This window comes from Vibrio sp. MEBiC08052 (assembly GCF_001506075.1).
In the GTDB taxonomy this organism is placed as follows: Bacteria; Pseudomonadota; Gammaproteobacteria; order Enterobacterales; family Vibrionaceae; genus Vibrio.
Genome location: NZ_KQ947475.1, coordinates 3,767,012 through 3,789,705 on the forward strand (window position 1 = coordinate 3,767,012; position 22,694 = coordinate 3,789,705).

The 22,694-nt window shown below is 47.6% G+C and carries 17 protein-coding genes; 11 read left to right on the forward strand and 6 right to left on the reverse strand.

Features of this window, described 5'->3' with window-relative positions; genetic code table 11:
• Positions 1–184: 184 nt before the first annotated feature.
• A complete protein-coding gene (locus tag VRK_RS16210; RefSeq protein ID WP_059122330.1) occupies positions 185–1,237 on the forward strand; it encodes an NAD(P)-dependent alcohol dehydrogenase in 1,053 nt (350 codons plus the stop codon).
• Positions 1,238–1,353: 116 nt separating this feature from the next.
• Here the strand turns inward: VRK_RS16210 and VRK_RS16215 are convergent, their stop codons facing one another.
• Positions 1,354–1,983, reverse strand: a complete 630-nt coding sequence (locus VRK_RS16215) for an expansin EXLX1 family cellulose-binding protein (RefSeq protein WP_059122331.1) — start codon at positions 1,981–1,983, stop codon at positions 1,354–1,356.
• 381 nt (positions 1,984–2,364) lie between these two features.
• On the opposite strand from VRK_RS16215, the gene VRK_RS16220 reads away from it, so the two are divergent.
• The 5 genes from VRK_RS16220 (at position 2,365) to astE (ending at position 8,423) form a co-directional block, all read left to right on the forward strand.
• On the forward strand, positions 2,365–3,408 hold the full coding sequence (locus tag VRK_RS16220) for an arginine N-succinyltransferase (RefSeq protein WP_059122332.1): 1,044 nt from the start codon (positions 2,365–2,367) through the stop codon (positions 3,406–3,408).
• A 76-nt stretch (positions 3,409–3,484) separates the two neighbouring features.
• Positions 3,485–4,519, forward strand: coding sequence for an arginine N-succinyltransferase (gene astA / locus VRK_RS16225; protein ID WP_059122333.1), 1,035 nt, complete (start codon positions 3,485–3,487; stop codon positions 4,517–4,519).
• Entirely contained in the window at positions 4,516–6,009 is a 1,494-nt protein-coding gene (astD, locus tag VRK_RS16230) for a succinylglutamate-semialdehyde dehydrogenase (RefSeq protein ID WP_059122334.1), read from the forward strand. The genes astA and astD overlap by 4 nt, the downstream gene beginning before the upstream one ends.
• Before the next feature lie 47 nt (positions 6,010–6,056).
• On the forward strand, positions 6,057–7,397 hold the full coding sequence (gene astB / locus VRK_RS16235; protein ID WP_059122811.1) for an N-succinylarginine dihydrolase: 1,341 nt from the start codon (positions 6,057–6,059) through the stop codon (positions 7,395–7,397).
• 21 nt (positions 7,398–7,418) lie between these two features.
• A complete protein-coding gene (astE, locus tag VRK_RS16240; RefSeq protein ID WP_082671419.1) occupies positions 7,419–8,423 on the forward strand; it encodes a succinylglutamate desuccinylase in 1,005 nt (334 codons plus the stop codon).
• An 11-nt stretch (positions 8,424–8,434) separates the two neighbouring features.
• Here astE and VRK_RS16245 read toward each other — a convergent pair whose 3' ends face one another.
• From VRK_RS16245 to VRK_RS16255, 3 genes are all read right to left on the reverse strand, one after another.
• Positions 8,435–10,153 carry a sensor domain-containing diguanylate cyclase gene (locus VRK_RS16245; RefSeq protein ID WP_059122335.1) on the reverse strand — a complete coding sequence of 573 codons (1,719 nt, stop codon included), beginning with the start codon at positions 10,151–10,153 and terminating at the stop codon, positions 8,435–8,437.
• Between the two features lie 287 nt (positions 10,154–10,440).
• Positions 10,441–11,502, reverse strand: a complete 1,062-nt coding sequence (locus VRK_RS16250; protein ID WP_059122336.1) for an ATP-binding protein — start codon at positions 11,500–11,502, stop codon at positions 10,441–10,443.
• Positions 11,495–12,667 carry an FIST N-terminal domain-containing protein gene (locus tag VRK_RS16255; protein ID WP_059122337.1) on the reverse strand — a complete coding sequence of 391 codons (1,173 nt, stop codon included), beginning with the start codon at positions 12,665–12,667 and terminating at the stop codon, positions 11,495–11,497. Before VRK_RS16255 ends, VRK_RS16250 begins: the two co-directional genes overlap by 8 nt.
• A 441-nt stretch (positions 12,668–13,108) precedes the next feature.
• Between VRK_RS16255 and VRK_RS16260 the strand changes: the two genes are divergently transcribed.
• Both VRK_RS16260 and VRK_RS16265 read left to right on the forward strand, forming a co-directional pair.
• On the forward strand, positions 13,109–14,056 hold the full coding sequence (locus tag VRK_RS16260; RefSeq protein WP_059122338.1) for an SPFH domain-containing protein: 948 nt from the start codon (positions 13,109–13,111) through the stop codon (positions 14,054–14,056).
• Positions 14,056–14,511: an NfeD family protein gene (locus VRK_RS16265; RefSeq protein WP_059122339.1), complete on the forward strand. Its 456-nt coding sequence runs from the start codon at positions 14,056–14,058 to the stop codon at positions 14,509–14,511. The genes VRK_RS16260 and VRK_RS16265 overlap by 1 nt, the downstream gene beginning before the upstream one ends.
• Positions 14,512–14,536: 25 nt before the next feature.
• Here the strand turns inward: VRK_RS16265 and VRK_RS16270 are convergent, their stop codons facing one another.
• Together VRK_RS16270 and VRK_RS16275 are read right to left on the reverse strand one after the other, a co-directional pair.
• Positions 14,537–15,250: an exonuclease domain-containing protein gene (locus tag VRK_RS16270; protein ID WP_059122340.1), complete on the reverse strand. Its 714-nt coding sequence runs from the start codon at positions 15,248–15,250 to the stop codon at positions 14,537–14,539.
• Positions 15,251–15,269: 19 nt separating this feature from the next.
• Positions 15,270–17,153: a DUF294 nucleotidyltransferase-like domain-containing protein gene (locus tag VRK_RS16275; protein ID WP_059122341.1), complete on the reverse strand. Its 1,884-nt coding sequence runs from the start codon at positions 17,151–17,153 to the stop codon at positions 15,270–15,272.
• Between the two features lie 193 nt (positions 17,154–17,346).
• Between VRK_RS16275 and VRK_RS16280 the strand changes: the two genes are divergently transcribed.
• From VRK_RS16280 to VRK_RS16290, 3 genes are all read left to right on the forward strand, one after another.
• On the forward strand, positions 17,347–17,877 hold the full coding sequence (locus VRK_RS16280) for a YgjV family protein (protein WP_059122342.1): 531 nt from the start codon (positions 17,347–17,349) through the stop codon (positions 17,875–17,877).
• A gap of 209 nt (positions 17,878–18,086) precedes the next feature.
• The gene (locus VRK_RS16285) at positions 18,087–19,229 is read left to right on the forward strand and encodes an efflux RND transporter periplasmic adaptor subunit (protein ID WP_059122343.1); all 1,143 of its coding nucleotides are present in this window, start codon (positions 18,087–18,089) and stop codon (positions 19,227–19,229) included.
• Between the two features lie 2 nt (positions 19,230–19,231).
• Entirely contained in the window at positions 19,232–22,297 is a 3,066-nt protein-coding gene (locus tag VRK_RS16290) for an efflux RND transporter permease subunit (protein ID WP_059122344.1), read from the forward strand.
• Positions 22,298–22,694: the final 397 nt, after the last annotated feature.

Below are 22,694 nucleotides of genomic sequence, written 5' to 3' on the forward strand. Positions count from 1 at the left end.
ATGACATGAGGTAATCCATATTTATCGATTGCCTCATTTTAATAGGGTTAATATATTTTATGATTGAAATTCAATGATAATGTATTATGCTTTTACGTCCTTATAAATTATATTTTTATTGCGCTGATCGACCTTTATCAGTATGTGTCATTAGCAAGTATTCATCACGAAACGGGAGATGAACATGAAAACAGTTGGCTACGCAGCATACAATCAGGGTGCAACTTTGGAACCGTATGCATTTGAACGCCGGGAGCTGAGAGAGAATGACGTTGCAATCGAGATTCTCTACTGCGGTGTTTGCCATTCGGATCTGCATTCGGTTCGTAATGATTGGGGCGGCTCAACTTACCCACTTGTCCCGGGACACGAAATCATCGGACGGGTGACTGCCGTCGGGTCAGATGTATCGCGTTATAAGGTTGGCGACACTGTCGGTGTCGGCTGTATGGTCGATTCCTGTCAGCACTGTGATCAGTGTGAAGCCGGAGAAGAGCAGTTCTGCCGTGAAGGGATGACCGCAACCTATTGTGGCCAGGATCGTCACACGCACGAACCGACACAAGGCGGTTATTCACGTCACGTTGTCGTCCGTGAAGAATTCGTATTGTCCATTCCGCAATCGTTGGATCTTTCCCGTGTGGCGCCACTGTTGTGTGCCGGTATCACCACTTACTCGCCACTCAAAGCTTGGGATGTGAAACCCGGAACAAGAGTTGCTGTGCTGGGATTGGGCGGTCTTGGTCATATGGCCGTGAAACTTGCAGTCGCAATGGGTGCTGTAGTGACAGTTGTCGGTCGTACCGATGCAAAGATTGAAGATGCGAAAGCATTGGGCGCGCAGCATTATTTAATCTCTTCAGATGAAGCGGCCATGGCGCAAGCGCAGTCTAGTTTTGATCTGATCATTGATACGATTCCGGTCAAGCATGATGTCACCGGTTATATTCCGTTGATGGATGTCAATGGCACGCTGGTCATCGTCGGTCAGGTAGGTCCGCTGGAAGAACCATCAACATTGCCGATGATTTTTGGTCGTCGTCGAATCGCAGGTTCTCTGATCGGGGGAATCTCGGAAACACAAGAAATGCTAGATTTCTGTGGTGAACATAATGTATTACCTGAGTGTGAAATGATTCGCATGGATGAAATCAATGAAGCGTACGAGCGGATGGAGCGTTCCGACGTCCGTTATCGTTTTGTGATTGATATGGCAACCATGCCTGAGAGCGCATAACCCGGATATGATTTGCCGTCATTCATCTCTGCATGAGTGATGATGAAAAAAATGCACCTTCGGGTGCATTTTTGTGTGTGTTCGTGATGCTGTGATATCACTGCGATGAAACTGAATCAACGGACCGATGAGCTGTGAACACTTGTATGTGTGGGTAATTGCATTGCCGTGTCTATCTCAGTATTCAGAATAAGTGAAACCGATTTTACTTCAACGGTTTGTCCCCAAAAGTCAGTAATTAGGAAGTCATAAGGGCCAACACCAAATCCATTATTTTTGACGAAATAGTTGTAGGGTTTACGCTCAAGCTGAGTGTAGTCATTGCCTGAACCGGAAACACGGTATGACATAGCAGCGATCGGATATTTGTGATCACGAACCTGAATGGCCGTCCACCACTGGCTGGAACCTTCCTTAAAATACAGCTTCATATTTCCGGCCTGTTCGTTCGCAACATACTTCCAGGAAATCGGAATGCGACCTGCCTCAAGCGGTGAAATTTCAGCAAAAGCATCTTGATCCAGATCGACATCTCCCTTCTTACATTCCGGACATTGGTCATCGATACGAACGGTGACGGTTTGGTTGGTATTCATATTTGTTACTTCAATCACTGCACCACAAGCCGCTGAACCCGCATAGTCCGTTGCGTTCATTGCTGCGGTATAGATCGTGTCATCCGGCAATGGAAAACTACAGTTGCCGCCACCGCCATAACCATAAAATGTTCCTTCTCCAGTATGCACTGAATTATCCGCAAAACTTTGTCCGCAGAATAATATGCTAAATATAAACAATAAATTAGATGTATTTTTCATAAAAGCCTCGCTGTACGTTAAATAGACACAATTGAACCTCTGTAACAAGGAATCAAGTAAGCAGTTTAATGCATATATGACAAGTGAATGTGTCGTAGCGGTCAATTATTCTGAAAAAGGATGAACTTCCATAAACGAATCGCTGTGCTACACATTTCCGGGGTTGAACGCGACGATGTAGCACGGTGTGATGGTGTAAAATTGTAAAATCAGGTCAGATTTCCATAATCTTTTTCCTGTCATGTCCCTTAATCTAAGATTCTTAGACTAGTCTGCCCTGAAATAATGTTACACAAGGATTCCGTGTTGATGATTATTTTCCGTCCCGCTCAATTGAGTGATATCCAACAAATCGAACGTCTGGCCCATGAAAGCGGGCCGATGGTTTATACCTTACCTGCACAGCGTTCTCATCTGATTAAGAAAGTGGAACGATCGATGGATTCGTTTCGGCAAGCGGTATTTTCTCCGGGGGAGGAGAGTTATTTCTTCGTGCTGGAAGAAACCCTGACCGGACAAATTCTCGGCACCGGGGCCATCAACGCTCTGGCCGGATATCAGGAACCTTTCTATGCGCTGCGTAACGATATTTTGATTCATTCTTCCCGGGAGCTGAAGGTCCATAGCCGTATTCATGCCCTGACCATGACCCATGATCTGAGTGATCACTCTCAGCTGTGTTCTTTTTATGTGATTCCGGCGCTGAAAAATAGCCTCTATCCTGCGTTGATTACCTTAGGTCGGTTGCTGTTTATGTCGATCCATCCGGAGCGTTTTACCACCGACTGGCTGGCAGTGATTCCGGGGGTGGCCGATAAAAATGGCCGCGCTCCGTTTTGGGAACATGTCGGCAGAAAGTTTTTCCGGATTGATTACAACCAAGTGGAATATTACAACGGCACCCGGGATAAAACCTTTATTGCCGAACTGATGCCGCATCATCCGCTGTATGTACCTTTGATTCATGAAGAGGCGCAAGCGGTGATGGGACAGGTTCATCCGGATGCCGAATTACAGTGTGGGCTGTTGAGTGATCAGGGTTTTGAGCCGGATAAATACGTTGAAATTTTTGATGCCGGCCCGATTCTGACCGCAAACCGTAATACGCTCGATATCTGGCAACATCACAAATTGTGCCGCGTAAAAGTTGTCGAGAGTCTTCCTCAGCATCAAAAATATTTGATTGGCGTCAGCCATGAGACGGACTTCCGTGCGGTGATGGGAGAAGGATGGCTGGAAGGTTCGACGCTGCTGCTGATGCCTCAAACGTTACAGACGTTGGCAATCAATCCTCACGATAAAATTGAGACCGGAAGACAGATCTGGTGTTTTCCCGTCAGTGACAATACTTAAACTTGTCTATAGTGAACATAATCTATCTGTGGTTCTGAACGATTAGTGAACCTAAACCATTCAGGGATAATGAAAAATGATGGTAATCCGTCCGGTTGCAAGGAGCGACCGCAGTGCAATAACAGAACTGGCGATTCAAACTGGTGTCGGTTTTACCTCGTTGCAAAATAACGAGAGTCAGTTAAATGATCGGATTGAGCGGATGCGACGGACTTGGGAGCAACAAGCCCCGCTTTCGGAGCAAGGGTATCTGTTCGTGCTGGAAGACAGCAGCAGCGGTAAAGTGGTGGGCATTAGTGGTATCGAAGCGGCTATCGGGCTTAATGAGCCTTGGTATAACTATCGGGTCGGTACATTGGTGCATGCGTCTAAAGCTTTGGATGTTTACACCCAGATGCCGACCCTGTTTCTCAGCAATGACCATACCGGTTATAGCGAGCTATGTACTTTGTTTCTCGACCCGGAATACCGCCACGGTAAAAACGGTCATCTGTTGTCGAAAAGCCGGCTATTGTTTATTGCGACATTTCGGGACCGTTTTGCCGCGAAATTGATTGCCGAAATGCGCGGTGTTTCCGATCAACACGGCCATTCTCCGTTCTGGGAAAGCCTCGGTCGCCATTTCTTTGCGATTGACTTTGCTCATGCGGATTATCTCACCGGGATCGGACAAAAATCGTTCATTGCGGAACTGATGCCCAAACATCCGCTATATGTTGATTTCCTCAGTGATGAAGCCAGAGCGGTGATAGCGCAGGTTCACCCCAGTACCATTCCGGCACGGAAAATTCTGGAAAGTGAAGGGATGCGCTACGAAGGGTATGTTGATATTTTCGACGCCGGCCCGACACTGGAAGCCTACATTGATGATTTACGTGTGGTACGTAAATCTCAGACCCGGATAGTGAAAGTCACGAAGACAGAGGTATCCGGGCCGATTCACTGTTTGATCGGTAACGAAAGCTTTACCGACTATCGGGCCATTACCGGCACACCAGAAGTCACTGAATCTCACGTCCTACTGACCTGTATGCAGGTACAAGCACTATGCGTAACCGAGGGTGACACGGTGCGTCTGGCCCCACTTTTTGCACAGGAGAATTTCTCATGAGTCAGCCAAGTCTTTATATCAATGGTGTCTGGACCGTCGGACACGGTGATGGGTTTGAAAAATGTAATCCGGCCACGAACTCGGTGATCTGGTCAGCCAATGCAGCGGCACCGGACGATGTTGAGCAGGCCGTTGCGGCCGCTCGTCAGGCATTTCCTGTCTGGTCTCGGACACCGTTGGCAGAGCGTCTCGCATTACTGAAACAGTTCGTCCAGCGATTAAGTGCGCGCAAAGAGGAACTGGCCGAAGTGATTGCTCAAGAAACGGGAAAAGTGCGTTGGGAAGCGCTGACCGAAGTACAGGGGATGATGAACAAAATTCAGGTGTCGATACAGGCTTACCAAGAGCGAACCGGGGAGAAAGTCACCGAGATTGCCGGTGGAAAGGCTGTGCTGCGCCACCGTCCGCATGGTGTACTGGCGGTGTTCGGGCCATATAATTTCCCCGGTCACTTACCGAACGGGCATATTGTTCCTGCACTGATTGCCGGGAACTGTGTGGTGTTTAAACCAAGTGAATTGACCCCATGGACTGCGCAACTGACACTGGAGATCTGGCACAGTGCCGGTTTACCCGCCGGGGTGATTAACCTCGTTCAAGGGGGTAAAGAAACGGGGATTACACTCTCTTCACATCCGCAAATCGATGGGCTGCTGTTCACCGGCAGCGCCAATACCGGTTATCATCTGCATCGTCAGATGGGCGGTCAGCCGGAGAAAATTCTGGCCCTTGAAATGGGGGGCAACAATCCGATGGTGATCGAGTCTTACGATCATATGGATGCTGCGATTAATTTGGTGATTCAGTCTGCGTTTATCTCGTCGGGGCAGCGTTGCACTTGTGCTCGACGGCTGTTAGTCAGACAGGGAGCCGATGGTGACCGCTTGATTGAGCGGCTGGTGGCGGTTACGCGTCAGATTCGTGTTGATCGCTGGGATGCCCAGCCGGAACCGTTTATGGGGGCGGTGGTGTCGAACCAAGCCGCAGATGCCTTGCTGGAGACGCAACAGTATCTGTGTGATTTGGGGGCGAAACCGTTACTTGCCATGACCCGGCCCGACCCGAATACCGCGTTAGTCACGCCCGGGATACTCGATGTGTCAGAAGTTCGCGAATTGCCGGATGAAGAATATTTCGGGCCACTGCTCAGTGTGAGGCGTTATCAGACACTCGCAGAGGCCATTGATATCGCCAATCAGACCCGCTTTGGGTTATCTGCCGGCATTATTTCGACCCAGCGTGCCGATTATGAGCAATTTGCCGCGACCATTCGCGCCGGTATTGTCAACTGGAATCGCCCGTTGACAGGGGCTGCGCCAACTGCACCGTTCGGTGGCATCGGTGCCTCGGGTAACCATCGTCCGAGTGCATTTTACAGTGCCGATTTCTGTGCATGGCCAATGGCTTCGGTCGAAGCCGAACAGCTCACCATGCCGGAATCGGTTTCTCCGGGGCTGGATTTTTCCGCCCCGGCGGATACGTCAGCGTAATCCGTTGTTGAAGGAGGATGAAAATGACACAAGACAAGCAATCACCCATGTCTGCCGCTGAAGTCAATTTTGACGGTTTAGTCGGGTTGACGCACAACTATGCCGGACTGTCATTCGGGAATGTCGCTTCGACCAGCAACAAAAGTCAGGCAGCCAATCCGAAGCTGGCTGCACTGCAAGGGCTGAAAAAAATGAAGGCGCTGGCGGATAGCGGATTCAAACAGGGGATACTGCCTCCACAGGAACGCCCCTGTATTCGGACGTTACGTCGGTTGGGATTTTCCGGAACCGATGCTCAGGTGCTGACTCAAGCCGCGCAGCAAGCCCCGGAAATTCTGACCGCTGTAAGCTCCGCTTCTTCGATGTGGGTTGCCAATGCGGCTACGGTTTCTCCGTCGGCAGATACACAAGACCGACGGGTACATTTCACGGTGGCAAATTTGAATAATAAATTTCACCGGGCCATTGAAGAAGAGACCACCGGCAATGCGCTGCGCAGTATCTTTTCCGACCCCGATCATTTTGTCCATCATGCGGCACTGCCACAGCAAGCTGTGATGGGAGACGAAGGGGCGGCCAACCATAATCGTTTATGTCGGCATTATGGGGCTGCAGGTGTGGAAGTGTTCGTCTATGGCCGTCAGGTTTATGGCGGACGGGTCGAACCGAAGCGCTATCCCGCACGTCAGACCCGCGAGGCCAGCCAAGCCATTGCCCGTCTCCATCAGTTGGATCCGGGCAAGACGGTTTTTGTCCAGCAGAGTCCCGAAGTGATTGACCAAGGAGTGTTTCATAACGATGTGATTGCCGTCAGTAACGGTCCGGTACTGTTCCATCATCAGGAAGCATTTCTCAATCCGTCAGCGGCATTTGCTGAGATTCGGGCCAAGCTTGCTGCTGTTGAGTGTGAATTTACCCCGATTGAAGTCCCGAGCGCACAGGTATCAGTTGCTGACGCAGTTAACACTTATCTATTTAATAGCCAGCTTTTAACCAAACCCGATGGTAAAATGCTGATTGTCGTCCCGCAGGAAGCCCGGGAACATGAAAGGGTGTGGCGCTATCTTTCCGAACTGATACAACGTGGCGGTCCGATTGATGAAGTGCAGATCTTCAATTTACGGGAAAGTATGCGTAATGGCGGCGGTCCGGCTTGTTTGCGTTTACGTGTTGTGTTGAATGACGCTGAAATTCAGGCTACCAATCCGCATGTTCTCATGAATGATGACGTTTACCGGACGCTTACGAACTGGGTCGAGACACATTATCGCGATCGCCTGTCGGAACATGATCTGGCTGATCCTCAGTTGTTGCTCGAAAACCAGACCGCGCTGGATGAGTTGACCCGGATTCTGCATTTAGGATCCATCTATCCGTTCCAGCGTTAATCGGTAGGAAAGGAGAAAAAGATGAAGGATTTTCTTCATACGATGTTACAAGGGCCAATGTTACAGGGAGAACCACCGGCAGTGACATCCGGTGAGAATGATCATTTAACGTGGCAATGGTTGGCGGATGGTGTGTTGCTGCTGGAACCGAAAGTTGCAGTAACTGAAGTCAAACATGTTTTGATGTCGGCTGGTGTGCATGGCAATGAGACCGCACCGATTGAGATTTTGTCACGCCATGTCAACCGCTTGTTAAACGGGGAAATGCCCTTAGCGGTTCGCTTATTGGTGGTGCTCGGCAATCCCGATGCGATTCGGGCCGGAGTGCGTTATCAAACGGTGGATTTGAACCGATTATTTCACGGTTATCATCGCAATTACCCAGTGTGCTCGGAGACTCAGCGCGCGATTGAGCTGGAAAACATTGTCGAAACGTTTTTTGCCGATACCGGTACAGAACGATTTCATTTTGATCTGCACACTGCGATTCGCGAATCATTTCATCTCCGCTTCGGCGTATTACCGCAAAAGACACTGGCTTCTGATGATTTTCTTCATGGTTTGATCGGCATGGGGCTGGAAGCGTTGGTAATTAACCCGCTCCCCGGTGGTACGTTCAGTTATTACACCCATGCAGCATTGCAAGTGCAGAGTTGTACGCTTGAGTTAGGCAAAGCCCGCCCCTTCGGTGAAAATGATTTGAGCCAGTTTGCCGCAGCTGATAAGGCATTGGCATGTTTTATTTGTGGTGAAGCATTTTCTGCCGATATGTTGGCACCGATTAAGGTGTATCAGGTTGCGCGCGAACTGAAAAAACTATCGGATGATTTTCATTTTATTGATGTGAGTGATGATGCCAAAAACTTTACCAGTTTTGCACAGGGAACGTTGATTGCACAAGACGGGGACGTGATGTACCGGGTCGAGCGCGCCAACGAATGGCTGATTTTCCCCAATGCCGGGGTGAAGACCGGTCTGCGGGCCGGTTTGATGCTGGCAGAAGCCGATCTCGATGCGTTAATGTAAGTCGGAGGCGACTATCGCCAATACATATCCTGCGAGGTTATGGGGAGATTCTCATCTTGCGGCTCGACGCGGTTTCTTCCCAGTTGTTTGGCTTGGTACAGTCGTTTATCCGCGAGCCGGTAAAGTGTTTCGAATGTTTCAGCATTCATCCGGGTCGCAATGCCAAAACTGGCCGTAATATGAATGTCTTGCTCCTCGTGACGGAATGGTGTTTCTGCAATTGTGACTCGTAAATGTTCTGTATAGGCGAGCGCCTGTTCTGTATTTGTATAGGGGAGTAATATCACCATTTCTTCACCGCCCCAGCGCGCAATAATATCATGCTCTCGCGTATGGCGTTTGAGCAGTCCCGCAATGTGTATCAGTGCAAGATCACCAATGTGATGCCCGTATGTATCATTAATCTGCTTAAAGTGATCGATATCCATCATGACGAAACTGAGCGGTTTTTTTGCACGGTTCGACTGCTGAATGCACTGATGACCTACTGTCATGAATGAGCGTCTGTTGAATAGGTTCGTTAATGGATCATATGACGATAGGTATTCTGCTGTGATTCTTTGTTGTTCAACATCTTTCAATCGATAAGCCACGATAACGGCCAGAATAATGGCCTCAAAAACCACACCAAATACGGCTCCGTTATAGCTGTAATAGTTATAAGGAATGAATCCCCATACTGAAAGCGCAGTAATGAGCAGACCCAACATGCTGCATATAACCGCAATCAGAAAATACCGAGTGTCTTTAGTTTCATTCAGGTTTAAAGCACCAAGTAAGATCATGAGCATTGTGGTCAGCGAGAGAAATTTAAACGCAAATTTGGTTGCCCAAAGGTGCATGTTTAAGCTGATCAGTACCACCATTGCCAAGATACCCAAGCCACTATAGATCAGTAGTGCCAGATTCAATTTAGGGGTGTGATGGATACGAAGAAAGTTAGACACAAAGACTAATCCTGAGACACCATGAAAAATCATCATGATTAGGGTGAGATTATTTTCAATAATCAGTGAATTGGGATACAACCAAGCGAAGCCATAGCCATTGTAAGAAATATTGACGATGATAAAACAGCTGATATAGAGCGAGTAGAACAGTGCATCTAACTGTTTTATAGAAAAGTACAAGACAAGGTTCATACCGACCAAAGCCAACAATACGCCATACAAAATACCGGACGTGACATGGATTTGTGCATCGAAGGATCTGGATTGATAGGCATCAAGTAAAGCAATGGGGAGTGTCAATGGGTCGTGCGACTGACCGCGGATGAAAATCTGGCTTTTCCCGGGAGGAAGAGCCATATCAAACACAAACCCAACACCGGGTAACAGATGTGAGTCTGCAACCTGATAATCACCTGAATACCATGCTTGGATTAAACCCCGGTCATTGACTAAATAAATTGCCAGATAATCCACCCATGCCTGCGCTGCATTGAGACGCTGATATTGTTCAACCTGCGTGCTATTTTGCACATCTAACTTAATCCACGTGGCGCGTTTGTGGATGCCGAACGACATAAAGTCTTGAGGCGGATGTCGTATTTCTCCGGTTCGAAAGCGTTGTTCGGCTTGTGCAAGCGATAAGGGGGTCGTGGTATCCTCGTGAAAATACACTATATCTGTCAGTAATGTCGGAATGCTATTGTGATGACCTGTCGCTGCCAAAGCATTTTGACAATAAATGGCCAGCAAAAAAATAATCAATACAAAACGCACCATCATGTTTGCTTATTCTATTTTATCTTTTGAATGAGAATTGGGGTGGAAACGTCACATCATCTGGAATTATTTTAATGGGATGACGTGTCATACTAGCATTTTTAGATATGATGCCATGGTTTAAAACGGCATTAACTTGATATCGGGAATGTTATTGTTGATTATCTCAATAGCGATACAATTTACATGATTTATCTTGTACTTGTGCAAAAGATGCGGTTTGAGTTGGTCTTGTCTGCGCATCATTGAATCAGCCGCAGCTGATCTGGTCGGTGTGAAAAAATGGTTATTCAAGCGCGTTTTATTGGCAGATGGATAGTGAATGTACTGCCTTTTCCCAGAGTGGAATCGACCTCAATACGTCCTCCGTGTTTTTCGATAATGCCATAAGTGACCGAGAGCCCCAGCCCTGTGCCTTTACCGATCGGTTTGGTTGTGAAAAATGGATCAAAAATATGGGGAATAATTTTTTCATCGATACCGACACCGTTATCACAAATCGTGATGACAGCCTGATCCCGCTCCACGGTGGTTTGGATGATAATGGTACCCCATTCGGTAATGGCCTGAACTGCGTTTACCAGTAGATTGAGGAACACCTGATTGAGTTGAGAGGGCAGACATTCAATCGGAGGAAGTGTGCCGTATTTGCGTATCACCTCTGCTTTGAATTTGATTTCATTCCAGACTACATTGAGCGTACTGTCGATGCAGGTGTGAATATCGGTGGTTTGCCATTCACAATTACCGGGACGTGAAAAATCGCGCAAGTCTTGCACAATTCTCCGAACACGTGCCACACCATCGATGGATTCGTTCACCAATGTAACAATGTCAGTCCGCAGATAATCGATGTCAATGTTGCGTTTATAGTCATCGAGCTGGGCTTGAGTCCCTGGCGATAACTCTGCTTCGTATTGAGCATATTGATCATGCAACGCCAACAATTGTTCGACATAACCTTTGAGCATATCAAGGTTAGAATTGACAAAACCGATCGGATTGTTCACTTCATGGGCAACGCCTGCGGCCAATTGACCAATTGATGCCAGCTTCTCTGATTGCAATAGTTGATTGTGGGCATCCTCCAGCTTTTTGATCAATTTACGCTGCTCTTCACGTTCCTGAGTCAAGTCGCGGTTGATGCGCTCATTTTCATGCAATGCTGATTCGAGTTCAGCCGTGCGACGGCGGACTTGATTTTCCAGCATCACCGCATCCTGAAATAGGCCGTAGTTGCCGGACAGTTTGTTTGCCTCACGCTCTGCCCGGTCCATCAGTGAGGTAACGACTTTATTGAGGCGGCGAATCTCCTGACGCAGAAATGCTTCGTCTTTTTCTGGTTCAGTCATTGGCGTCTTCCTCGTTGCCGAACTCCATCTCGTTGCCGAATACAATACCTGTCAGCGTTTGATTGATATGGACACCACCAAATTGTTCGCCATAGGTACTGAATCCTACTGCGTTGTATTGGCGGAGCAATTCACTGACAGAGGCTTTGCTGCCGTTCCGGGTGGCTTCCAGATTTCGTAATATACAGTCACACACTAACATGCCCTGAATATGCCCTAAGTGTTTTTCTAGCTTTTTCAACATTGCGGTTAACTTATCGAGCATATTTTCACCGTGTGCCACTCTTAGCACGACACCTTCATCGATTGCACAATAGAAGGTCAGGCTACCATCCGGGTTGGCATGTTGGATCGAGCGAACAAAATCAGTTCCATCAATCATGACTACGACCGGCCAAGCGGCAAAATGGGTAGAGGTTAGCTGTTCCGGGTCAACGTTGACGAGGCGGGCATATTCTGCAGCTGCTGGCAATCCATTGATTTCTTTGATAATTCTATTTTTAGCGTCTACTTCGGTTACCACCATTCGCTCATGACCGGAGACGAAGTGTTGTGTCTTAAACAGGTGAAACGCAAGGGCGGTGTTGATCAAGACCAGAGCTGCACTATCGGTATGAAATTGCCCGTCGGCAAAGACCCACGTTTGTTCAAACTTCAATTCGTCGCCGGCAGAACCGCCAAACATCCGAACACTGCCGAGGCCGTCTTGTAAAGCATGAGTAACCGGTTCTTCTCGCACGGAAAGTCCATCGATCAGCAAGAATCCAAAATTTCGGTTCGTCTCGATATAAGAGGCGGAACTTTCCAACTGACGCAGGAGATCTTGTGCAAATGAGCGGCCATAAGAAATATCAAAGGATTGGAGTTGATCGAGATGACCAACGACAGCCGTACAGCATGTCGCAGAAAAACTGATCCCCGTAAGACTGTGGTTCAGATAACCCGCAGGACCGATTTCACCGGCAGTGGTACACCCCACAACCAACACATCAGGAAAGTGCTGATTAATTGCCGTTGTCAGTTGCGGTAAATCATAGTTGCTGGAACAGAAGAAAATGACCAACGCCATCTGTGGCTGACAAATTTGTGTTCGAAGTTCTAAAACGGCTGTCGCGGCATCCGGTGCACAAGAATGGCCTGTTAGAATCGGATTCGGTTTATCCATAACTGCCTCCGGAGATGACCGTTGTACGTCTTACCAATTGATGAGAGCACGATGTTTCTGTCAAAGTATCGTTCAACTTGCTTAGCCCACCCTCGGTAACACTGACTTTCACCCATATCAAAGTCAGTCTAGGTATGGGTGTCCTTTCATATAAGCCATTGTTATAAGAATTGTCATTTGCATACCACCGCAGGAGGAGGCAAGCGTGATATGCATGGTTGTTTTGCTATAGGTATAGTTCGTCGCCAATAGAAAGATCAAAAGTGCCCCGTAGAATTTGTGATCATCATCTTTGCTTTGCGCAGCAAATCACGGTTTTTCCCTGTATGTTCACGTGAAATTGATATGAGCAATATGAATGTGAGGAAATGCTTTCTTTGGTGATGAGAGGGCAGTACACTTTGATTTGCTTATATGCTTACTGAGGAACAAAGTTTGCCCATGGATATCGTGAATCTGCTGTTTGATAATGTATTTACAGTGCCTGTAGCACTGCTTCTTTTTGTATTCTTTTTACTCAAGTCCTCGATTATTTTTGTACCTCAGAATCAGGCTTATCTGATCGAACGGTTTGGCAAATATCTGTCAACCAAAGAAGCCGGATTACATTTTTTGGTGCCTTTTATTGATCGGATCGCTGCTGATCGCTCATTAAAAGAGCAGGCTGTGGATGTCCCCCAACAGAGTGCCATTACCAAAGATAATATTTCCCTGCATGTGGATGGTGTGCTGTATTTTCGGGTGCTTGATCCATATAAAGCCACCTATGGAGTTGACGACTATATTTTTGCGGTGACTCAGCTATCTCAGACAACAATGCGTTCTGAGCTGGGTAAAATGGAATTGGATAAAACCTTTGAAGAGCGCGATGCGCTGAATACCAATATTGTCTCTGCAATCAATGAAGCGGCCGGTCCCTGGGGGATTCAGGTGCTGCGTTATGAAATCAAAGATATTATTCCGCCCCAGTCAGTGATGGAAGCGATGGAAGCACAAATGAAAGCTGAGCGAGTCAAGCGGGCTCAGATTTTAGAATCAGAAGGGGATCGTCAGGCCGCGATTAACCGTGCTGAAGGTGAGAAACAGTCCATTGTCTTGTCAGCAGAAGCTGATAAAGCAGAGAAAATACTCCGTGCAGAAGGGGAAGCCAAAGCCATTATTGCGGTGGCAAATGCACAAGCAGAAGCCCTGCAAACGATCGGTGAATCGGCCAATACCGAAAGTGGTCAGAAAGCGATTCAGCTTGAACTTGCGACCAAAGCAATTGCTGCGAAGCAGGCCATTGCCAAAGAATCGTCCATGGTGATTTTGCCAGACAATGCGACAGACGCCAGCTCTATCGTGGCACAGGCGACCTCGATCATCAGTCAGTTGAATAAGAGCCGCTAATGGACTTTATCATAGCGCATTTGGTGCAGGTACTGGCGGTACTTGGATTGATCTTGTTGGCGGTTGAAGTGTTAGTGCTGGGCGCGAGTACGTTTGTGTTGTTATTGATGGGAATGGGATTATTACTGGCTTCACTGTCCATGTATCTCGAATGGATTCCTACCACATGGCAATGGGCACTAGTGGCGACGACCATCTACACACTGCTCTCGGGTGGAGTTTTGTGGCCGATTTTTAAACGTGCTCAGAAAAAGCCTGAACATACAAGCGTACACAGCGATCTGATTGGTCACAGTTTTGTGCTGCCGCAAGATACTACGCCGGAAAAACCGACATCATATCGTTTTTCTGGCATTGCGTGGCGTCTGATCACCCAAGAGCCATTAACCAAAGGCACTTTAGTGGAAGTGGTCCATTTGCAGGTCGGTGAACTATTCATCCGGGCAAAACAGTAACCAAAGACCATTTACATTAATACCCCTATCCGGTCAGCAACTGCCGGATAGGTTTTTTTTGTAAGCCGAGCTTTTTGGCTTGAACCAGAAACAGTTCACCACAGGCGAGTGCGTCACTGGCTGCCGAATGAGCACAGTAATCGGGCAGGTGGTAGTAACGCCGTAGATCATTCAACTGATAACTGCCGTGGTGTTTACTTTTCCCCGCGTAACTGAAACGTTTTTCAATCTTGAGGGTATCGACAAAATAGGCGGGAAACGATTGAAGCTGGTAATGATGTCGGAGAAAGGTTGCGATAAAACTCTTCTCTATCTGACAATGATGTGCCAGTAATATTTTCCCCTGTGCCCGCTCCAGCAGCCGATTCATCCCATCGACCAGAGAGATACCTTGCTCCAAAGCGTGCGGTGTCAGTTCGTTGATTTGCGCTGTCTCCGGTTTAATAAACTCGCCATGATTGATCAATAGCTCTTCATGGCTGGCGATATCAATGGCTTCTAAGGTTAAATCCACCATCCCAATCGAGAGTACCTGATCATGTGCTGGCGTTAGGCCTGTCGTTTCGAAATCAAGCGCCAGAAATCGCAGAGTGTTGAGTGGTGTATCCGAGTGGGGAAAGGGATGTGACAGATATGCCTGCAACGCAGCTGACCAATGCGGATCGATTTGAATCCGTTGCCGCAGCGTTTCCTCATCGGATGGATGTTTCCAGTGTTGCAGCCAGTCAGTCAGTATCATGAGCCTTCCTTTATAAAGTCTATCTTCCTTTGACGAATTTCAGCTTGGCAACATCCTGTAATTCGCTGATGATCTTAAACGCATCTTTCAAGTGTTTGCGTTCAAAGCTGCTGAAATGATCGGGAATAATATGATTATTTGGTGTGGCTCCGGCCAGAATCGCATTCAGTTGATGGCGAAAGCGAACCTGAGTGATAAAACGGTAGGCGCCAATAATGTTTTCACAGCTGTCCTGAGACAGCCCCCCGTGTTTTGCAGCGTAGCGAAAGCGCTCTTCCGTACCGGTCAGAGAGCCTCCGGCTGCAAGACTAAAAATTCTTGCCAGATCAATAATCAGATTCAACGCATACTTTTTAATATTCAGGGTATGGCTGTTTTGCCCGCTTTTTTCGAGAACCAGATGATTGAAAATTCCGAGGGGGGGCTGCGTTTCAACGGCATCGCGTACCAATGCCGGGATAAATCCGGAACTTTGTTGAATACAATCATGCAAATGGTGCTGAATCTGATCGACCAGCTCTCGTTTCCCATAAATGGCGCGGACTTCAAGAAACACACTGATGCTCAGTAGCCGGTTATATTCAGGGCTGGACACCCATTTTTGATAATATTCCTTCCAACGGGAGACCGGTTGACACCATTTCGGGGATGCGGCCATGTAACGACCATCACACACTGGATAGCCACAGGCTGCCAGTGCATTGCAGACTCGCATCGCCAGATGGGTAAAATAGAGTTTATGCTCGTCACTGGCATGATCCGAGAGCACCAACGCACTATCTTGGTCGGAGAGCAGATGAACTTCATTTCGTGCATGAGAGCCGGCCACCACCCATGCATATTCACAGGGTGGCGGGCCAAGGACTTCTTCGTTGAGTTGAATGATGCGGCGCGTAAAAGCATCCATCATCATCGACATGATCTGCCCTTGAATTTCAGCACTGACCCCGCCTTCGACCAGCGCCTGAAATATGGTTTCCCGCTCGCCTTTCAGGTTGGCCAATGCATTAACCGAACTTGCGTATTTGATTTTTTCGAGCAAAAACAGTGATTGTGTACGATGATTGTGAACCAGATGAGTGGTGGTGAGCAGTCCGGTGACTCGTTTTCCTGTCAAAACGGGTAAACACCGAATGTTATATTGCATCATCAATGAGATGGCTTGAATCACTTTGGCATCATGTTCGATCAAATGCGGATGTCGAGTCATGACTGTTGCAATCGGCTCATCAATGTCGCGCCCGGTCGCAACCACCGATTGTGTCATATCCCGATCCGTCACCAGACCGACAATTTCCTGATCCTGCATGACGACTGCACAGGAACTACGTTGCTTGTCATGTGCCATGTTGCCACACATCATGCGTGCGACATCACGGATACTATCGTGACAGTTGACGATCGTAATATTCTCACTGGCGATTTCTCCGACAGTGCGAAAGAAAAGTCCTTTCGCTTCTTTTTTATACACATCGTTCACTGCCGAGGTGAGTCGGATGTTGGCCTGCGTAGCAAAGTAATCAGCAAAATTCGGATAGGTTTCACAGACCAGTGTCAGCTCCTGATGAGGAATCAAATATAGGAGCGAATCATCAATGGCCTGCGCCTGATAGCCGTCTTCTGCATTGACCAGTGGTTTGAGAAAAGTAAAGCCAAATTGATCATCCTGACCGAGTCTGGCGCGCAGCTCACCGGTTTGGGTGCGTTGTTCAATGGCACCGGTTCTGATGATGTAGAGATAGCGTTGTTCACACAGCGCACTAAAATCAATCGATTCCCCTTTCACTAAGTATTTGACTTTGACTGTATTGGCAATCGACGTGACCAAGTCCGGCGGTAACTTATCGAACGGGTCGATTCTGACCAGAAAATCATGGATGTTAGGCGTGATCGACGTACTCATGTATTTCATTCTACTCTGATGCTGTTCTGCCTCATTATATCGTTGTATAACAAGATGAATAGCATTTTTAAAATAGCTTTTCAAAAATTTGAGTTTGTGCAACTATAGTGCAATCGATAGATAATTTTTCTTGTTTTTTATCTTTTTATTCAATTGGTTATTTTTATTGTTCTGTAAATTATAGGGTGAGACTATTGTTGTGGATGACACATTGGCACAAGTATTGGGTTTGGTAAGTTTTGCTTTAGGGCTTTCGACTTTTTATCAGAAAAATGATCGGCGTTTGAAAGTGTTGATGCTGATTTTTAATCTAAATCACTGTATTCATTATCTGTTATTAGGGTCAACGGTTTCGGCACTCAGTATGATGTTGTCTGCCGCCCGGACAACGACCGCTATTTTTGTCTCTTCGGCCCGTGTCGCGGCGGTATTCATTGTCATCAGTCTCATCAGCGGTTTATGGATGGCAAATCATTGGTGGGATCTCTGGTCAGTGGTGGGTACCGTCATCGGCACCTATTCAGTCTTCTGTCTTTCCGGTATTAAAATGCGTATCGGTTTTCTGTTGGGCGGAATATGCTGGCTCACCAATAATATTATTGTTGGCTCGATTGGTGGAGTTATGTTGGAAACTTCGCTATTGAGTATGAACCTGTTAACGATATATCGTATCCACCGACACACGAGCAATATGTTAATGAAAAATGTTAGTGAAAACGCCTGAATGTTGAAATGATGTGATTGGCAGACCAACGCTCAGCAGGGGGGACGGCTCACTTTGAGATCCTCCTCCCAAACATTTTCCTTTGTTGGAATGTTCGGGGTGTTTGTCCGGTCTGACCACAGTTATATCCATGAAATTTCCGTTCATTCTGGAGCATAAATCGGTAGTATCGATTGAATTCAAAATAAAAATAGTAGGGGAACATCCTAATGACGTTTCGCATCTTTCAGAAAAGAGCAGTATCACTTGTGGGACGATTTGCCCGGTATCGCGTTTTGCGACAGTGGCTTGGATTATGGGTTTTAATCAGTGGATTAACCGCTTGTTATGATGATGCACGTCCGGTGAAGGTTGAGCCGAAACCGCTTCGTCCGGTCAAAACCATGATTGTCTCATCGGTGAAAACGACGCCGATTGTGACACAAGTCGGTGATATTGAAGCCTATCAGCAAACGGTTCTTGGGTTCCGTATTGCCGGACGAATTCTTGAGCGTCGGTTCGATGTCGGCGACCATGTGCAGCAGGGGGCGGTTTTAGCGACCCTAGATCCCAGTAATGCCAACAATACGCTCAATCAAGCCAAAGCCGAACTGGATAATGCGAAGTCTGCCGCAACACTTGCCCAGCGAACGTTGGCCCGGATGAAAAAACTATTACCCAATGGGGCGATCTCTCGCTCTCGTTATGATGAAGCGAAATCCAACTGGCAAGCCGCAGCCTCCCAGTATGATCGAGCTCAGGCAGCCGTCAAAGATGCACAAGATAATTTACAGTTTACCCATCTGATTGCCCCACAAGCAGGGGTGATCAGTGAGACCAGTGCTAACCCCGGACAAGTCGTCAGTGCGGGGCAACAAGTCTTCAAACTGGCATACAATGGTCAGTTGGACGCAGTATTTGAAGTGCCGGAGCAGGTATTACAGACTCGGATTGAAGATCCGCAAATCATGGTTTCCCTCTTATCCAATCCTGAGATTAAAGTTCGTGCAAAATTACGCGATGTGACACCACAGGCTGACCCGTATACCCGGACATACCGCGTCCGGGTCACATTGATTGATCCACCGGAATTGATGGGACTGGGCGCAATTGTCAAAGGACAGTTACAACTACCAACCATTGATCAGGTTATCGTGCCGAAAGCGGCTTTGACGCGTCAGGGAGAACAACCGGCGGTTTATGTGGTGGATGAGCAAACCAGTGAGCTTCGCTTGAAATTGATTGAGGTGACTCGCTACAGCGACGATGCGCTTTATGTGTCCGCAGGGCTTGATGAAGGTGATCGGGTTGTCATTGCCGGTGTCAATCAATTGCGCCCCGGGTTGAAAGTCCGTTTGATGCAGGGAGAGTGATCATGGCATCCCATTCATCCGAAAAGCGGTTTAATCTCTCCGCTTGGGCACTGGAAAACCAACAGATGGTTTCGTTTTTGATGTTGATGATCGTCGTGATGGGGATCATCAGCTTTCAAAACTTACCGCGTAACGAAGACCCCGAATTTACCGTCAAAATTGCGGTGGTTTCTGCATATTGGCCGGGAGCGACCATCGAAGAAACCACTCAGTTTCTAACCGATAAATTAGAAAAGAAGTTACAAGAGATCCCTTATCTTGACCATTTGAGAAGTTATACCCGAGCCGGGGAAACAGTTATTTTTGTCAACTTACGTGACAGCACACCGCCAGACAAAGTGGCGGATATCTGGTATCAGACTCGTAAGAAAATGTTGGATCTGTCACCTGAGCTGCCTAGCGGCGTCATCGGTCCGGCCGTCAATGATGAATTTGCCGATACCTACGGGACGATTTTCGCATTCACGGCAGATGGATTCAGCATGAAAGAGCTGCGTCAGAAAGTGGATGACGTTCGTTCAACCCTGATGCGAGTGCCTTATGTGAGTAAGATTGAAGTGATGGGCGCGCAGGAGCAACAGGTTGTGCTGGCCATCTCATCCAAACGGCTGGCAGGGCTCGGACTGAACCTCAAAGAGGTGATTGACAGTCTACAGGCACAGAATGCCGTGACGCCTGCGGGGGTGATCCGGACCGGTGATGAACGGATATCCGTTCAGGTCAGTGGCGCATTCAGCTCGGCTGAAAGCCTGAAAGAGATTGTCCTGCGCATCCATGATCGTTTTATTCCCCTGCGTGACATTGCAGAGATTTATACGCAAGCCGAACAGCCGCCGAAGTCACAGTTTCGGGTCAATGGCAAGGCTGCCATCGGGCTGGCGATTTCGATGTCTCCTGACGGCAATATGTTAAAGTTCGGGCAGGATTTACGTGATGCAATGTCTCGGATTCAGAATAACTTGCCATATGGGATTGAAGTCACCAAAGTGGCCGACCAATCCGCGGTGGTCAAAGATGCTGTTGGTGGTTTCGTCAAGGTTCTGATCGAGGCTGTCGTGATTGTGCTTGCGGTGTCGTTTGTGTCTTTGGGTACAAGAGCAGGTTTGGTCGTCGCCGTGTCGATCCCGATTGTGCTCGCCATGACTTTTTCCGGTATGGAGATTGCCGGTATTGGTTTTCAACGCATCTCTCTCGGGGCGTTGATCATCTCGCTCGGCCTGCTGGTCGATGATGCAATGATCACCATTGAAGCGATGGTTTCCAAGTTGGAAGACGGCTGGCCGCGCAAAAAAGCGGCTGCGTGGGCTTATCAGAATACCGCATTTCCGATGTTAACGGGAACTCTGGTGACCATCGCCGGTTTTATTCCGGTCGGATTCGCAGCATCAGGGGCAGGAGAATATTGCTATTCGCTGTTTGTCGTGGTGATGGTATCACTTGCCAGTTCATGGATTGTTGCCATTCTTTTCTCACCATTATTAGGGGTGTGGTTACTACCTGACAACCTGAAAGCCCATCAAGCCAAACAAGGACGACTTTCCATCGGGTACCAACGTTTGATTCATGGTGTTCTTCACCATCGATGGAAAACCATTGTTTTGGCCGTATCTTTGTTGGTTGCCGCCGGTGTGTTATCTGAACGGCTCCATTCCGAATTCTTCCCTGCGTCAGACCGTCCTGAACTGCTCGTGAGTTTACGCTTGCCTGCTAATGCCGCTCAGGCAGACACATTGACTGAGGTGAAAAAACTGGAAGCTCAGCTCACTAATAACCCTAAAGTGGCTCTGTTTTCGAGTTACGTCGGTTCCGGAGCGGTTCGGTTCTATCTACCAATGGATATTTTGCTTAATCAGGAGAACATTGCTCAAGTGGTGGTGGTTGCAAAAGACATTGAGCAACGCAAAGCGCTACGCAAAGAGCTACAAACTATCATGCAGCGTGATTTCGGAGAATGGATTACGCGCGTTTCGCCATTAGAACTCGGGCCTCCGGTTGGCTGGCCGTTGCGTTATCGGGTCAGTGGTCCGAATCTGAATAAAGTTCGGGCGTATGCTCAGTCACTGGCGAATGTGGTTGCTGATCATTCGGATACCCGAGATATCAACCTGACATCCGGAGAACCACAGCGCTTACTACGTGTTGATGTTGATCAAACTGCCGCCCGGGCTGTCGGGCTGAGCCGTCAACAAATTGCAGAACAGCTGGCGACGATTTTCTCTGGTCAGGCAATCACGTCACTGCGGGAAGGGATTCATCCGGTCAGTATTGTTGTGAAAGGCGGTGTGAATGAGCAGCAGGATATTGAAACGATAGAGAACCTGCAAATATCGCTCGGTCAGGATCAAGTGATCCCACTGCGGCAAGTTGCGAAAGTCGAATATACCATCACGGATCCGATTATCTGGCGACGTCAGTTGGAACCCTTTATTACGGTTCAGACAGACATTGCACCCGGAGTTATGGCGGAGAAAGTCTCTTCCGAGTTGGCACCCCAGATCGAAGCCTTCAGGCAACAGTTACCTGTCGGTTATGAAGTAACAGAAGAAGGTACAGTCAGCGAGTCGGAGAAAGGGAATGAGTCAATTTATGCTGTTTTACCGGTGACTCTGATCGTAATGCTTACGTTGCTGATGATTCAACTGCGACGTTTCTCCAGTATGATGCTGGCATTGTGTACCGCACCATTCGGTTTGATCGGGATTGTCGCTGCAATGTTACCAACTGGCACCCCAGTCGGTTTTGTCGCGTTGCTTGGCGTGATTGCACTGGTCGGGATGATTATTCGTAATGCGGTGATTCTGATCTCTGAAGTGGATGACAATCTGTCGCGAGGCAATGGGGCACATCAGTCGATTGTGATGGCTGCAACGCACCGGGCCAGACCCATTCTGTTAACTGCTTTTGCTGCAATACTTGGGATGATTCCAATTGCCAGACAAGTTTTCTGGGGGCCAATGGCATATGCCATTATCGGTGGATTAATCGCGGCAACCGTGATTACGTTAACCGTGTTGCCGGCTGCGATTAGTCTGGTCTTACAGTGGGAGAAACGCGCTGAACCCAAATAGTGGCGTATTTTCCCCAACACCGTTCCTAAGCGCTGCCAATGAATGGCAGCGCTTTTTTAGGGTTGTGCTTTGATAGCATCATTATGCAATGGATTGTTTATTTTGATCAGCGTCTAATATTCGATCATTTGCATTAATGACTCTACTTAATCTTTCGAGAAATATTATATTTTTCAGCGTATTTCTCTGTTGGTAATAATAATCTAAATCACTAAATTTATTTTATATCAAAGATGTAATGGTTTGAAATAATTTAAAAAATTCCAATTATTATTTAATTGGAGTATTTACACCAAATTAATTAAACCTCCAAATAGTAATGATATGTAAATAATATTAAATTTAATATAATTGAATCTGTAATGATACGCAAAATAATTTATTTATCATGATGACA